Origin of the sequence: Streptomyces sp. NPDC056948, assembly GCF_042674225.1 — a bacterium.
GTDB lineage: Bacteria > Actinomycetota > Actinomycetes > Streptomycetales > Streptomycetaceae > Streptomyces > Streptomyces purpurascens.
Map to the genome: position 1 here is coordinate 1 of NZ_JBHUQX010000277.1, position 12,610 is coordinate 12,610.

General features: G+C 71.9%; 13 protein-coding genes. 6 read left to right on the forward strand and 7 right to left on the reverse strand.

Going from position 1 to position 12,610, the window contains the following annotated elements; all coding sequences use genetic code 11:
* Positions 1-14: 14 nt before the first annotated feature.
* On the reverse strand, positions 15-923 hold the full coding sequence (locus tag ACFTZL_RS29765) for an SDR family oxidoreductase (RefSeq protein ID WP_382588734.1): 909 nt from the start codon (positions 921-923) through the stop codon (positions 15-17).
* Positions 924-1,020: 97 nt separating this feature from the next.
* Positions 1,021-1,797 carry an SDR family oxidoreductase gene (locus tag ACFTZL_RS29770; protein WP_382588736.1) on the reverse strand — a complete coding sequence of 259 codons (777 nt, stop codon included), beginning with the start codon at positions 1,795-1,797 and terminating at the stop codon, positions 1,021-1,023.
* A 79-nt stretch (positions 1,798-1,876) separates the two neighbouring features.
* On the opposite strand from ACFTZL_RS29770, the gene ACFTZL_RS29775 reads away from it, so the two are divergent.
* From ACFTZL_RS29775 to ACFTZL_RS29790, 4 genes are read left to right on the forward strand one after another with little or no spacing between them, the layout of a single operon-like run.
* The gene (locus ACFTZL_RS29775) at positions 1,877-2,650 is read left to right on the forward strand and encodes an enoyl-CoA hydratase family protein (RefSeq protein WP_382588737.1); all 774 of its coding nucleotides are present in this window, start codon (positions 1,877-1,879) and stop codon (positions 2,648-2,650) included.
* Positions 2,647-3,513 (forward strand): CoA transferase subunit A, encoded by an 867-nt coding sequence (locus tag ACFTZL_RS29780; RefSeq protein WP_382588739.1) that lies wholly within the window; start codon positions 2,647-2,649, stop codon positions 3,511-3,513. The genes ACFTZL_RS29775 and ACFTZL_RS29780 overlap by 4 nt, the downstream gene beginning before the upstream one ends.
* Positions 3,510-4,283, forward strand: a complete 774-nt coding sequence (locus ACFTZL_RS29785) for a CoA-transferase subunit beta (RefSeq protein ID WP_382588741.1) — start codon at positions 3,510-3,512, stop codon at positions 4,281-4,283. Before ACFTZL_RS29780 ends, ACFTZL_RS29785 begins: the two co-directional genes overlap by 4 nt.
* The gene (locus ACFTZL_RS29790) at positions 4,280-5,344 is read left to right on the forward strand and encodes an NAD(P)H-dependent flavin oxidoreductase (protein ID WP_382588743.1); all 1,065 of its coding nucleotides are present in this window, start codon (positions 4,280-4,282) and stop codon (positions 5,342-5,344) included. Before ACFTZL_RS29785 ends, ACFTZL_RS29790 begins: the two co-directional genes overlap by 4 nt.
* A 21-nt stretch (positions 5,345-5,365) precedes the next feature.
* Here the strand turns inward: ACFTZL_RS29790 and ACFTZL_RS29795 are convergent, their stop codons facing one another.
* On the reverse strand, positions 5,366-5,977 hold the full coding sequence (locus ACFTZL_RS29795) for a TetR/AcrR family transcriptional regulator (RefSeq protein WP_382588745.1): 612 nt from the start codon (positions 5,975-5,977) through the stop codon (positions 5,366-5,368).
* A 189-nt stretch (positions 5,978-6,166) separates the two neighbouring features.
* Here ACFTZL_RS29795 and ACFTZL_RS29800 point away from each other — a divergent pair, with 189 nt between their 5' ends.
* Positions 6,167-7,588, forward strand: coding sequence for a DHA2 family efflux MFS transporter permease subunit (locus ACFTZL_RS29800; RefSeq protein ID WP_382588746.1), 1,422 nt, complete (start codon positions 6,167-6,169; stop codon positions 7,586-7,588).
* Between the two features lie 24 nt (positions 7,589-7,612).
* Here ACFTZL_RS29800 and ACFTZL_RS29805 read toward each other — a convergent pair whose 3' ends face one another.
* From ACFTZL_RS29805 to ACFTZL_RS29820, 4 genes are read right to left on the reverse strand one after another with little or no spacing between them, the layout of a single operon-like run.
* The gene (locus ACFTZL_RS29805) at positions 7,613-8,686 is read right to left on the reverse strand and encodes an acyl-CoA dehydrogenase family protein (RefSeq protein ID WP_382588748.1); all 1,074 of its coding nucleotides are present in this window, start codon (positions 8,684-8,686) and stop codon (positions 7,613-7,615) included.
* Positions 8,683-9,684, reverse strand: coding sequence for an acyl-CoA dehydrogenase family protein (locus ACFTZL_RS29810; RefSeq protein WP_382588750.1), 1,002 nt, complete (start codon positions 9,682-9,684; stop codon positions 8,683-8,685). The genes ACFTZL_RS29805 and ACFTZL_RS29810 overlap by 4 nt, the downstream gene beginning before the upstream one ends.
* Entirely contained in the window at positions 9,684-10,889 is a 1,206-nt protein-coding gene (locus ACFTZL_RS29815; protein WP_382588752.1) for an acyl-CoA dehydrogenase family protein, read from the reverse strand. Before ACFTZL_RS29815 ends, ACFTZL_RS29810 begins: the two co-directional genes overlap by 1 nt.
* Entirely contained in the window at positions 10,889-11,752 is an 864-nt protein-coding gene (locus ACFTZL_RS29820; RefSeq protein ID WP_382588754.1) for an enoyl-CoA hydratase, read from the reverse strand. The genes ACFTZL_RS29815 and ACFTZL_RS29820 overlap by 1 nt, the downstream gene beginning before the upstream one ends.
* A 73-nt stretch (positions 11,753-11,825) precedes the next feature.
* On the opposite strand from ACFTZL_RS29820, the gene ACFTZL_RS29825 reads away from it, so the two are divergent.
* Positions 11,826-12,610: acyl-CoA dehydrogenase family protein (locus ACFTZL_RS29825; RefSeq protein ID WP_382588756.1), on the forward strand; the 785-nt coding region annotated here is incomplete at its 3' end.

A 12,610-nucleotide genomic window follows, 5' to 3' on the forward strand; every position in this document is an offset into this window, starting at 1 on the left:
CGGCCTCCCGGTGCTCACTGTGCGCCGTACACCGGCTCCGGCGGCGTCGCCTCGGCGAGGAGCTTCAGCGCGGTCTCCCCGGCCTCGGTCGGGGACCAGCGGGAGCCCTTGTCCGCTGTGGGGCCGGGGCGCCAGCCGTCCATGACCGTGATGCGGCCGCCCTCCGTCTCGAACACGCGCCCCGTCACACCGGCGGAGGCCGCGGAGCCGAGCCACACGACGAGCGGGGACACGTTCTCCGGGGCCATGGCGTCGAAGCCGTCGGCGGGGGCCGCCATGGTCTCGGCGAACGTCGCCTCGGTCATCCGGGTGCGGGCCGCCGGGGCGATGGCGTTGACCAGGACGCCGTATCGGCCCATCTCGGCGGCGGCGACCATGGTCAGGCCGACGATCCCGGCCTTGGCCGCGGAGTAGTTGCCCTGGCCGACGCTCCCCAGCAGCCCCGCACCGCTGCTGGTGTTGACGACCCGGGCCGCTGGGGCCCGTCCGGCCTTGGCCTCCGCGCGCCAGTAGGCCGCTGCGTGCTTCAGCGGCAGGAAGTGTCCCTTGAGATGGACACGCATGACGGCGTCCCAGTCGTCCTCGTCGAGGTTCACCAGCATGCGGTCGCGCAGGAAGCCGGCGTTGTTGACCAGGGTGTCGAGCCGGCCGTAGGTCTCGACGGCGGTGCGGATCAGCGAGGCCGCGCCCTCCGTCGTGGCGATGTCCCCGCCGTGGGCCACCGCCTGCCCTCCGCGGGCGATGATCTCGTCGACGACGAGCTGGGCGGGCCCCGCCTCGGTGCCGGTCCCGTCAAGGCCGACACCGAGGTCGTTCACGACGACCTTCGCGCCTTCGGCGGCGAGGGCGAGGGCGTGCGCCCGGCCCAGTCCGCGCCCCGCCCCGGTGACGATCGCGACGCGTTCGCTGCACAGTCCGGACATGCTCAGAATCCTTTCGCTGGAAAGCCTGGAAAGCCTGGAAAGCCTGGAAAGCCTGGAAGGTCTGGGAACTACGGGAAAAGCTGGGTGGTCGACCGGATCAGTTGCCGGCCGTGGCGGCGTCGAGGAAGGCCGGGCGCTCGCCGCCGCCGTGGACGAGCAGACTCGCGCCGCTGATGTACGCGGCGCGTTCGGAGGCGAGGAAGACGCAGGCGTCGCCCACCTCCGCGGGGTCGGCGAGACGGCCGAGCGGGACTGTGCGCCCTACAGCCGCGATGCCGCTCTCATCGCCGTAGTGCAGATGCGACAACTCGGTGCGCACCATGCCGAGAACCAGCGTGTTGACCCTGACCTGAGGCGCCCACTCCACGGCCATGCTGCGGGCCAGTTGCTCCAGTCCCGCCTTGGCCGCCCCGTAGGCCGCCGAGCCCGGTGACGGGCGGCTGCCGCTGACACTGCCGATCATGACGATCGACCCGCCGCCGGGCTGGGCGCGCATCTGCTCGTAGGCGGCGAGGGAGGCGACCAGGGGAGCGAGCAGGTTCAACTCGACGACCCGTGCGTGCCGTTCGGCCCCGCCCTCATCCAGCAGCCGGTACGGCGTCCCTCCCGCATTGTTGACGAGCACGTCCAGCCTGCCGTACTCGTCCCTCACGTGCGCGAAGAAGGCGCCGACGGCGTCCGCGTCACGCAGGTCGACCGGGAGGAACCGGGCGGCGCGTCCGGCCGCTTCGACCGGCCGGTCCGACGGGCGCCGGGCACAGGTCACCACCTCGGCTCCGGCCTCCAGCAGGGCCCGGGTGATGCCCGCGCCCACGCCCCTCGTTCCGCCGGTGACCACCGCCACACGTCCGCTCAGATCGGTGATCGTTGCCATGGGGGACCTCCCGCGACGCGTACTCCGCTGCTACCTTCATACCTAACAAACGTTTGGTGGAAAGGTAGCTGATCCGCTCATGGGTGTCTCCACCGCAAGTCCCGAAGAAGGCATCACCGTCATCACCGTGGACTTCCCACCGGTCAACGCCCTCCCTGTTCAGGGCTGGTACGACCTGGCCGCCGCGGTGCGCGCGGCCGGTTCCGATCCCGGCGTGCGCTGCGTCGTCCTCACCGCGACCGGGCGCGGGTTCAACGCCGGAGCCGACATCAAGGAGATGCAGCGCACCGAGGGGTACACGGCGCTCGTCGGCACCAACCGCGGCTGCTACGAGGCGTTCGCCGCGGTCTACGACTGCGAGGTCCCCGTGGTCGCCGCGGTGCAGGGCTTCTGCGTGGGCGGCGGCATCGGTCTGGTCGGCAACGCCGACTCGATCGTGGCGAGCGAGGACGCGACCTTCGGGCTGCCCGAGCTGGACCGGGGTGCGCTCGGCGCGGCCACCCACCTGGCCCGACTGGTCCCGCAGCACCTGATGCGCACGCTCTACTACACCTCGCGCACCGTGACGGCCGAGGAACTCCACCGCCACGGCTCGGTGTGGCGGGTCGTTCCGCGCGAGCAACTGCACACCGCGGCGATGGAGCTGGCCAGGGAGATCGCCGCCAAGGACGGGCTCCTCCTCCGCTTCGCCAAGGCCTCGATCAACGGCATCGACCCGGTGGACGTCCGCCGCAGCTACCGCTTCGAGCAGGGCTTCACCTTCGAGGCCAACCTCAGCGGCGTCTCGGACCGGTACCGCGAGGCGTTCGTGGCGTCCTCGGCGTCCACGCCGTCGGAAGGGGAAGCGCGTTGAGCGACAAGACGATGACCGCCGAGCAGGTGGTCGGCCGGCTCCGCACCGGCATGACTCTGGGCATCGGCGGTTGGGGATCGCGCCGCAAGCCGATGGCCCTGGTCCGCGCACTGCTGCGCTCCGACATCACCGACCTGACCGTGGTGTCCTACGGCGGTCCCGACGTCGGCCTGCTCGCCTCGGCGGGCCGGATCCGCACCCTCGTGACCCCGTTCGCCACCCTCGACTCCGTCCCCCTCGAACCGCACTTCACCGCAGCCCGGCAGCGGGGCGCCTTCGACCTGGTGGAACTGGACGAGGCGATGTTCATGTGGGGCCTGACCGCCGCCGCGCAGCGGTTGCCCTTCCTGCCGGTCCGGGCCGGTCTCGGCTCCGACGTGATGAAGGTCAACCCGCACCTGCGCACCGTCACCTCCCCCTACGAGGACGGCGAGGAACTCGTCGCGGTCCCTGCCCTGCGCCTGGACGCCGCGCTCGTCCACCTCAACCGGGCGGACCCCCAGGGCAACGCCCAGTACCTGGGCCCCGACCCGTACTTCGACGATCTCTTCTGCCAGGCCGCCGACGCCTCCTACGTCTCCTGCGAGCGGATCGTCGACACCGCCGACCTGCTGAAGGAGGCGGGCCCGCAGACTCTGCTGGTCAAGCGGGCCTTCGTGAACGGCGTCGTGCAGAGCCCGAACGGGGCGCACTTCACCTCCTGTGTCCCGGACCACGACCGCGACGAGGCGTTCCAGCAGGCCTATGCCCGGGCCGCCCGCGACCCGGAGGCCTGGCAGAGGTTCACCGAGCGGTTCCTGTCCGGTGACGAGGAGGCGTACCAGGCCGCCGTCAAGGCGTTCCACGAGGAGCAGCAGTCATGAGCAGCGGTGTGACGACGACCGGCGTGACACGCGCCGAGTACTGCGTGGTGGCCTGCGCGGAGGCCTGGCGGGACGCCGGGGAGGTCCTGGCCAGCCCCATGGGCACCGTCCCCGCCATCGGCGCCCGGCTGGCGAAGCTGACGTTCGCGCCCGACCTGCTGCTCACCGACGGCGAGGCACTGCTGATCGGCGACGTCCCGGCCCTCGGTGCCCGAGCCCAGGTGGTGGAGGGGTGGCTGCCCTACCGTCAGCACCTGGCCCTCGTGGCCACGGGACGGCGGCACGTGATGATGGGCGCCAGTCAGATCGACCGCCACGGCAACCAGAACATCTCGTGCATCGGCGACTGGGCCCGCCCCGCCCGACAGCTACTGGGCGTGCGAGGGGCACCGATCAACACCCTGAACAACCCGACCAGTTACTGGGTGCCGAAGCACTCCCCGCGCGTCTTCGTCGAGCGGGTCGACATGGTGTGCGGCGTCGGCTACGACCGTGCCGCCGAGGCCGGCCCGTCGGCCACCCGCTTCCACCATGTCCCTGAGGTGATCAGCAATCTGGGCGTCTTCGACTTCGCCACGCCGGACCACACGATGCGGCTGCGCTCGCTGCACCCGGGGGTCACGGTCGAGCAGGCCCTGGAGGCCACCGGCTTCGCCCTCACCGTCCCCGACGAGGTGCCGTACACCCGCGAGCCCACCACCGAGGAGTTGCGCCTCGTCCGGGAGGTCATCGACCCCAAGGGCGCCCGTGACCGCGAGGTGCCGGCATGAGCGACACCGCGATCGCCACGGCCCTCACCGAACTCGTCGGAGTGCGCACCCCCATCGTCCAGACCGGCATGGGGTGGGTGGCCGGACCCCGCCTGGTCTCCGCCGCCGCCAACGCCGGAGCCCTTGGCATCCTCGCGTCCGCCACCATGAGCCCGGAACAGCTCCGCTCGGCGGTGCGCGAGGTCAAGTCCCGAACGGACGCTCCCTTCGGGGTCAACCTGCGGGCCGACGCCGCGGACGCGGGGGACAGGGTGCGGATCATCCTCGACGAGGGCGTGAAGGTCGCCTCGTTCGCACTCGCGCCCCGGCCGGAACTGATCGCCCGTCTGAAGGACGCCGGAGTCGTCGTCATCCCCTCCGTGGGCGCCCGGCGGCACGCCGAGAAGGTCGCGGCCTGGGGCGCCGACGCCGTTCTCGTGCAGGGCGGCGAGGGCGGCGGCCACACCGGCAGCGTCGCCACCACCGTGCTGCTCCCGCAGGTCGTGGATGCCGTGGACATCCCGGTGATCGCCGCCGGCGGCTTCCGCGACGGACGCGGATTGGTGGCGGCCCTGGCCTACGGCGCCGCCGGCGTGGCCATGGGCACGCGCTTCCTGCTCACCTCCGACAGCACCGTCCCCGACGCCGTCAAGGCCCGCTACCTCGCCGCGGGCGTCCAGGACGTCACCGTCACCACCAAGGTCGACGGCCTGCCCCACCGGATGCTGCGCACCGACCTGGTGGACGCGCTGGAGCGCTCCGGACGCGCGGTCTCCCTGCTGCGCGCCCTGCGGCATGCCTCTGCCTTCAAGCGGGAGTCGGGCATGAGCTGGACCGGCTTGGTGCGCGACGGCCTGGCCATGAAACACGGCAAGGAACTGACCTGGAGCCAGGTCCTGCTGGCCGCCAACACCCCGATGCTCCTCAAGGCCGCGATGGTCGACGGCCGCACCGACCTGGGCGTGATGGCCTGCGGCCAGGTCGGGGGGCTCATCGACGACCTGCCGTCCTGCGCCGAACTCGTCGACAGGATCATGGCGGAGGCGCACGCCACCCTCGGCAGGCTCACGCCCGTCGTGTGAGGCCGGGCTTGAGACCTTCCCCTACCCGTCGTGCGGGCGTAGGGATTCCATGACGCGGTCCAAGCGGGACCTGAGACCGGACGTGTCACCGGTGCGCACCGCGTCCGAGACGCACGACTGGAGACACGCGAAGGCGGCGCCCACCGTGGCGCGCACCACCAGCCGGTCGGGCTCGTGCCGGGTGTCGCGCTCCCGCGCCCGCGACACGAGCTCGCCCGTCAGTCTTTCCTGTACCCGGTCCATCTTCTCCAGGTAGCCGGCGAGCAGCGCGGAACTGCCTTCCACGATGCCTTGGATCGCCAGACCGTGGCTGCGCCGCGCCTCATCCTCGAACTGCTCGACGACCACGTCGAAGACCGCACGCAGCACCTCCCATTCCGGCTCGTCGCGAGGCCGGCTCCGCAGCCGTTCGACGCAGTCGTCACCCGTCCGCTCGTAGGTGTCGAGCACCACGTCGTCCTTCGAGGCGAAGTAGCGGAAGAAGCTGCGCTGGGACATGCCGACCGCGCCCGCGATCTCGTCGACCGTGGTCGCCTCGAATCCCTTGGTGACGAACAACTCTTCGGCCGTGCGGGCGATCTGGGACCGGACCGCCTGGCGTGAGACGTCTCGGAGGCTTGGGCTGCTCTTCATGCACCTAGGGTAGCAACCGCCGAAGTTGACAGTCACTGACATGTACGTCATAGGCTGCACTCTGGATGGCAGTGACCGCGGGCCGGTTCGGCCCGCTCGGCCCTAGGGACGGTGAAAACTCGGATGACAGTCGACCAGCGACCCGACGCCTTGGCGGGGACTCAGGCCCCCACTCCTCCGGGGGAGGCGATGCCCCGGCAAGTGAAGGTCGTCATAGGGCTGCTGCTCGTGGCGACGTTCGTGATGATCCTCAACGAGACGCTCATGAGCGTCGCCCTGCCCCGGCTCATGGCCGTCTTCGACGTCGGCGCCGGGACGGCGCAGTGGCTGACCACGGGCTTCCTGCTCACCATGGCCGTGGTCATCCCGACGACCGGCCTGATCCTGCGCCGGTTCAACACCCGCGCGGTCTTCCTCGCGGCGACCTCGCTCTTCACCGCGGGCACCGCCCTGGCCGCGGCCGCGCCGCACTTCGCGGTGCTCGTGGCCGGCCGCATGATCCAGGCCGGCGGCACCGCGGTGATGCTTCCGCTGCTCACCACGACCGTCATCACCTTCGTGCCCGCCGACCGCCGCGGACGCACCATGGGACTGATCTCGATCGTCATCGCGGTGGCGCCCGCGGTCGGCCCCGCGGCCTCGGGGCTCATCCTGTCCGCGCTGAGCTGGCACTGGCTGTTCCTCGCGGTGCTTCCCATCGCCCTGCTGAGCCTCGCCGCCGGCGCCGCGCTGGTGCGGAACATCACCACCCCCGAACGGGTGCGGTGCGATCTCCTCTCGGTCGTGCTGTCCACCCTGGCGTTCGGCGGGCTGATCTTCGGATTGAGCAGCATCGGCGAATCGGCGGGCGGGCACGCCCCGTTGCCGCTGTTCGTCCCGCTCTCCGTCGGTGGCGCCGCCCTCGTGCTCTTCGTGTGGCGGCAACTGTGCCTGCAGCGCGAGGACGCGGCACTGCTCGACCTGCGCCCGCTGCGGATCAAGCCCTTCGTAGTGGGCCTGACCGCACTGCTGCTCTCCATGGGCGCGCTGTTCGGCACCCTGGTCCTGCTGCCGCTCTACCTGCAGAACGTGCGCGGTCTGAGCACCCTGCGGACCGGTCTCCTCCTCCTGCCCGGCGGCCTGGCGATGGGGATGATCGCGCCCGTCGTCGGACGGCTCTACGACCGGTTCGGCCCGCGCCTGCTGGTGATTCCGGGCACCTCGGTCGTGGCCCTCGCGCTCGGCGCCATGAGCACGCTCGACGCCGGCACGCCCGTGTCCCGCATCATCCTCATCCACGTCCTGCAGTGCCTGGGGCTGGGATGCGTCCTCACCCCCGTGATGACCTCCGCGCTGGGCTCCCTCAGCCCCGGCCTGTACGCCCATGGCAGCGCCGTCCTCAACACGCTCCAGCAACTCGCCGGTGCGGCTGGTACGTCGTTGTTCGTGACGGTCATGAACACGGTGGGCGCCGAGCACGGCCGGTCCGGGGCGGGGTCCGCCGCCCAGGTGGCGGGGATCCAGGAGGCCTTCCTGTGGGGCGTGGGCATGGCCGTACTGGCCCTCGTCGCTTCCCTCTTCATCCGGCGCACGGCCGTGCCCGCCACCGGCCAGGGGCATGCTCCGCACTGACCGACGGCAGGCCCCGCAGCGGCGTCAGGCCGCGGTCAGGCCCAGTCCCGCGGCCAGCCGGCGCCGGTGGTGGGCCGACGACCCGAAGAGCATGCCCGCCCCGTGCGCACGCTTGAAGTAGCGATGGGCGTCGTGCTCCCAGGTGATTCCGATGCCGCCGTGCAGCTGGATCGTCTCGCCCGCCACCGCCGTGAACGCCTCCGAGCAGACGGACTTGGCGACGGCGGTGTGCCGGGCCAGGTCCGGCGCGCCGGCGTCGGCCGCGAACGCGGCGCCGAGCGCCGCCGAGCGCGCCGACTCCACCAGGACGTACGCATCCGCCAGCCGGTGCTTCACCGCTTGGAAGGAGCCGATGGGCCGGCCGAACTGCACCCGCTCCTTGGCGTAGGCGACCGTCATCTCCAGACAGCGTTCTGCCGCGCCGACCTGCTCGGCGGCGAGCGCCGCGCAGGCCAGGTCCAGGACATGCGCCAGGACACGTCCGCCGTCGCCCTCCGTGCCGACGAGCCGGCCCTCGGACCCGTCGAGCTCCACGCGGGCCAGGGCCCGTGTCGTGTCCATCGTGACCACCGCTGCCCGGCGGGTGCCCGGACCGTCCGCCACCACCTCGAAGAGCGAGATTCCGGCGTCCGTGCGGGCGGCCACGAGCAGCACGCCGGCCTCGACGCCGTCGAGCACGTATTCCTTGCCGCCGGTGAGCCGCCACACGCCACCGGACGACGGGACGGCCTCGGCCCGGATCGCCGCCGGATCCCACGAATCACGCTCGGCCCACGCCAGGGCACCCACTACCTCGCCCGCGGCGAGCCGGGGGAGCAGCCGCGCACCGGCCGCGCCGTCACCGGACGCGAGCAGCGCCTGCGTCGCCAGGACCGCGGAACCGAGAAACGGCACGGGGCTCAGCTCCCGGCCCAACTCCTCCATCACGACGTTCACTTCGCGTGCTCCGCACCCAGCGCCGCCGTACTCCTCGGGCACGGCGAGGCCGGCCACACCGATCTGCTCGGTCAACGGCCCCCAGGCCGCCGCACCCTCGTGGCGTGCGAGCAGCGACCGTAGGGCCGAGCGCAGTTCGCGCTGTTCCTCCGTCAGCTTCATCGCACCGCTCCGACCGCGAGTACCCGGGCTCGGCATGCGGCCGGAGTACCCCATGCGGTGCGCAGGGGCCGGGCCTTGCGCACCCACAGGGACAGGTCCAGTTCCTCGGTGTAGCCGACAGCGCCGTGGAGTTGCAGGGCCGTGCGCGCCGCCGCATAGGCCGCTTCGCAGGCCGACACCTTCGCCGCGGCGACCTCCCGGCCCGCCGCTGGATCGTCCGCCGCCAGGGCCAGGGCGGCGGCGTGGACCAGGGGCTGGGCGAACTCCAGGGCTATGAGGGTGTCGGCCAGGCGGTGCTTCACCGCCTGGAACGAGCCGACGGCCACCCCGAACTGGGTGCGCTGCCGCACGTATTCGACGGTGCGTTCCAGCAGCGCCCGTCCCAGCCCGAGCGACTGCGCGGCCGTGACCAGCGCGGCGACATCGGCGGCGTACGCGGTGGCCGCTGTCACCGCGGGCCCTTGCGCGAGCATGGATCCGCCGAGCGGGCGGGCCGGCCTCCGCGCCGGGTCAGCCGACGGCTGCACCGGACCGTGCGATTCGGCGAGCCGCAGGGCGTCGCCGTCCACCACGAACACCGCGTCCGCGGCGTCGGCGTCCAGCGCGTACGGGCTGCCCCCGGGCGACAGGACGCACAGGGACGCCACCGCCTTGCCGGACGCAAGCTGCGGGAGCCATGCGTGCGCCGCGTCGCCCCCGAGCCGGCCCAGCAGGGCACCGGCGGCGGCCGTCTCGGCCAGCGGACCGGGCACGGCATGCCGGCCCAGCTCGCCGAAAGCCACGGTCAGTTCGACGGGCAGCGGGCCCAGACCCTCGTGCTCCTCCGGAACGGCGAGGGCGAAGACGCCGGCCTCCGCGAGCCGGGCCCACAGGGCGCGTCCGGGTCCGTGGTCGCCGGACGCCCAGGACCGTACGACGCCGGGGGTGCCGGCGGATCGCAGCATGCCGTCCAGCGTGCGCGCGAACTCCCGCTGCTCTTCGTCGAGGAGGAACCGCATCACCGGCGTCCCTTCGGCAGGCCGAGCAGCCGCTCGGCGATGATGTCGCGCTGGATCTCGTTGGTGCCGGCGTAGATCGGCCCGGCCAGGGAGAAGGTGTACCCCTCGGCCCAAGTGCCGTGCGCGGGTGCCTCGGTCGCCTCGTCGGACAGCTCGCCGTAGGGGCCGAGCAGGTCGAGGGCGGTCTCGTGCAGGGCGATGTCCAGCTCGGACCAGAAGACCTTGTTGAGGCTGGACTCGGCGCCGATCGACCCACCGGCGGCGATGCGTGAGGCGTGGGCGTAGGTGAACAACTGGTAGGCGCGCGCACTGATCACCGCGTCGGCGACCCGGTCGCGCAGCGCGGTGTCGTGGGAGCCGGAGCCGGCATCGGAGCCCGAGTCGGAGTCGAGGACGGCGGTGGAGCGCCACAGTTCGGTCAGCCGGTCGGCCGCGGCGGTGAAGCGGCCGGGGCTGCGCAGCGTCAGCCCGCGCTCGTTGCCGCTGGTGCTCATCGCGACCCGCCAGCCCTGGCCCGGCTCGCCGATGACGTCCTCGTCCGGTACGAACACGTCGTCGAGGAAGAGCTCGGCGAAGGCGGGCTTGCCGTCCAGCCGCCCGATGGGCCGCACCGTCACCCCGACCGCGTCCAACGGGAACATCAGGTACGTCAGACCCCGGTGCGGCCGGTCCGCGTCCGGGTCGCTGCGGAACAGGCCGAACGCGCGGTCGGCGAAGGCCGCCCGGGACGACCAGGTCTTCTGGCCTCTGATGCGCCAGCCGCCGTCCGTCCGAACGGCGGTGGACCGCAGCGAGGCCAGGTCGGACCCCGCCTCCGGCTCGGACCAGGCCTGCGCCCAGATCACCTCACCGCTCGCCATGGACGGCAGGACCCGCGCCCGCTGCTCGTCGGTCCCGTGCTCGAACAGGGTGGGGGCGAGGAGGTTGATGCCGTTCTGCGAGACCCGGCCGGGCGCGCCGGCCCGGTAGTACTCCTCCTCGAAGATCAGCCACTCCAGCAGAGAGGCGCCCCGGCCGCCGAACTCCTCGGGCCAGGAGACCACCGACCAGCGGTCGGCGAAGAGTGTGCCCTCCCACTCCCGGTGGGCGGCGAACCCTTCCGCAGTCTCCAGCGACGGCAGCGGAACGGACGGCACACGGGGGGCGAGCCAGTCCCGGGCCTCGGCCCGGAAGGCCTCCTCGGCGGCGGTGAAGTCGAGATCCATCAGCGGCGTGCCTCCTTCATCGCGCGCACGTCCATCCCGCCGAGCGAGTCGTCGCTCGTCTCCGCGTTGTGGGCGTGGGCGAGATGGTGCAGCCCGAAGACCGAGTCCAGCCCCGAGTGCAGGCCCTGGAGGTCCTCCGCCTGATTGACGGCGCGCTTCGTCAACGCCAGCCCCATCCGGGGCATTTCCGCGACCCGATCCGCCAACTCTCTGCTGTATTGCGCGAGTGCCTCACGGGGAACGACCCGGTTGACCATGCCGACCTCGTAGGCGCGCCGCGCGCTCATCCGGTCGCCGGTGTAGAGGAACTCCTTGGCGATCCGCGGCGGCATCACCCACGGGTGGGCGAAGTACTCCACGCCTGGTATGCCCATGCGCACCACCGGGTCGGCGAAGAAGGCGTCCTCGGAGGCGACGATCAGATCGCACACCCACGCGAGCATCAGTCCGCCGGCCACGCACGCCCCCTGCACCGAGGCGATGACCGGCTTGGGCAGTTCGCGCCAGCGCCGGCACATGCCCAGGTACACCTCGGACTCGCGGGCGAAGCGGCTCTCGGCTCCCGACTTGTCCGAGTGGTCCCACCACAGCCCGGCCCTGCGGTCGAACGGCAGATGCGCGTCCCGCTCCGGGGTGCCGATGTCGTGTCCTGCGGAGAAATGCTTCCCCGCTCCGGCGAGGACCACGACCTTCACCTCGTCGTCGTCCGCGGCACGGTAGAAGGCCCGGTCCAGGGCGTAGGTCATCGCGGAGTTCTGGGCGTTGCGGTACTCGGGCCGGTCCATCGTCACCAGGGCGACGGCGCCGTGGCGCTCGTAGCGGACGGGCTCCGGGGGCGCAGTGCGGGCAGTGTGCATCCGCATCCTCCTTCCCTAACAAGTGTTTGGTAGGTTAACGTACGGGACGTCAGCCGTCGAGAGCCGCCGGGAGCCGCCGATGAGCACCGCGCAGGAGTTCCGCGCCGAGATCCGTGCCTGGCTGCGGGCCAACCTCACCGGGGAATTCGCCGCCCTGCGCGGTCGCGGCGGACCCGGCCGGGAGCACGAGGCGTTCGCCGAACGGCTAGCCTGGGAACGACACATGTCCGCCGCCGGGTGGACCTGCGTCGGCTGGCCGAAGGAATACGGCGGCCGGGGCGCGAGTCTGGAGCAGCAGGTCGCCTTCCACGAGGAGTACGCCCTCGCCGACGCCCCGGCCCGCGTCAACCACATCGGAGAGCAGCTCCTAGGTCCCACGCTCATCGCCTTCGGTACGCCGGGGCAGCGCGAACGCTTCCTCCCGCCGATCGTCGCCGTCGAGGAGCTGTGGTGCCAGGGCTACAGCGAACCGGACGCCGGATCGGACCTGGCGAACGTCCGCACCCGGGCCGAGCGGGTCGGGGACACCTGGGTGGTCACCGGGCAGAAGATCTGGACCTCCCTCGCCCATGAGTCCGACTGGTGCTTCGTCGTCGCCCGCACCGAGCCCGGCTCCACGCGGCACACCGGTTTGTCCTATCTGCTGGTCCCGCTGGACCAGCCCGGGGTGGAGATCCGGCCGATCACTCAGCTGACCGGCACCTCCGAGTTCAACGAGGTGTTCTTCGACGGCGCCCGCACCGGCGCGGAGCACATCGTCGGCGCCACCGGCGACGGCTGGCGGGTGGCGATGGCCACCCTAGGCTTCGAACGGGGGGTGTCCACGCTGGGCCAGCAGGTCGGTTTCCGCCGGGAATTGGAAGC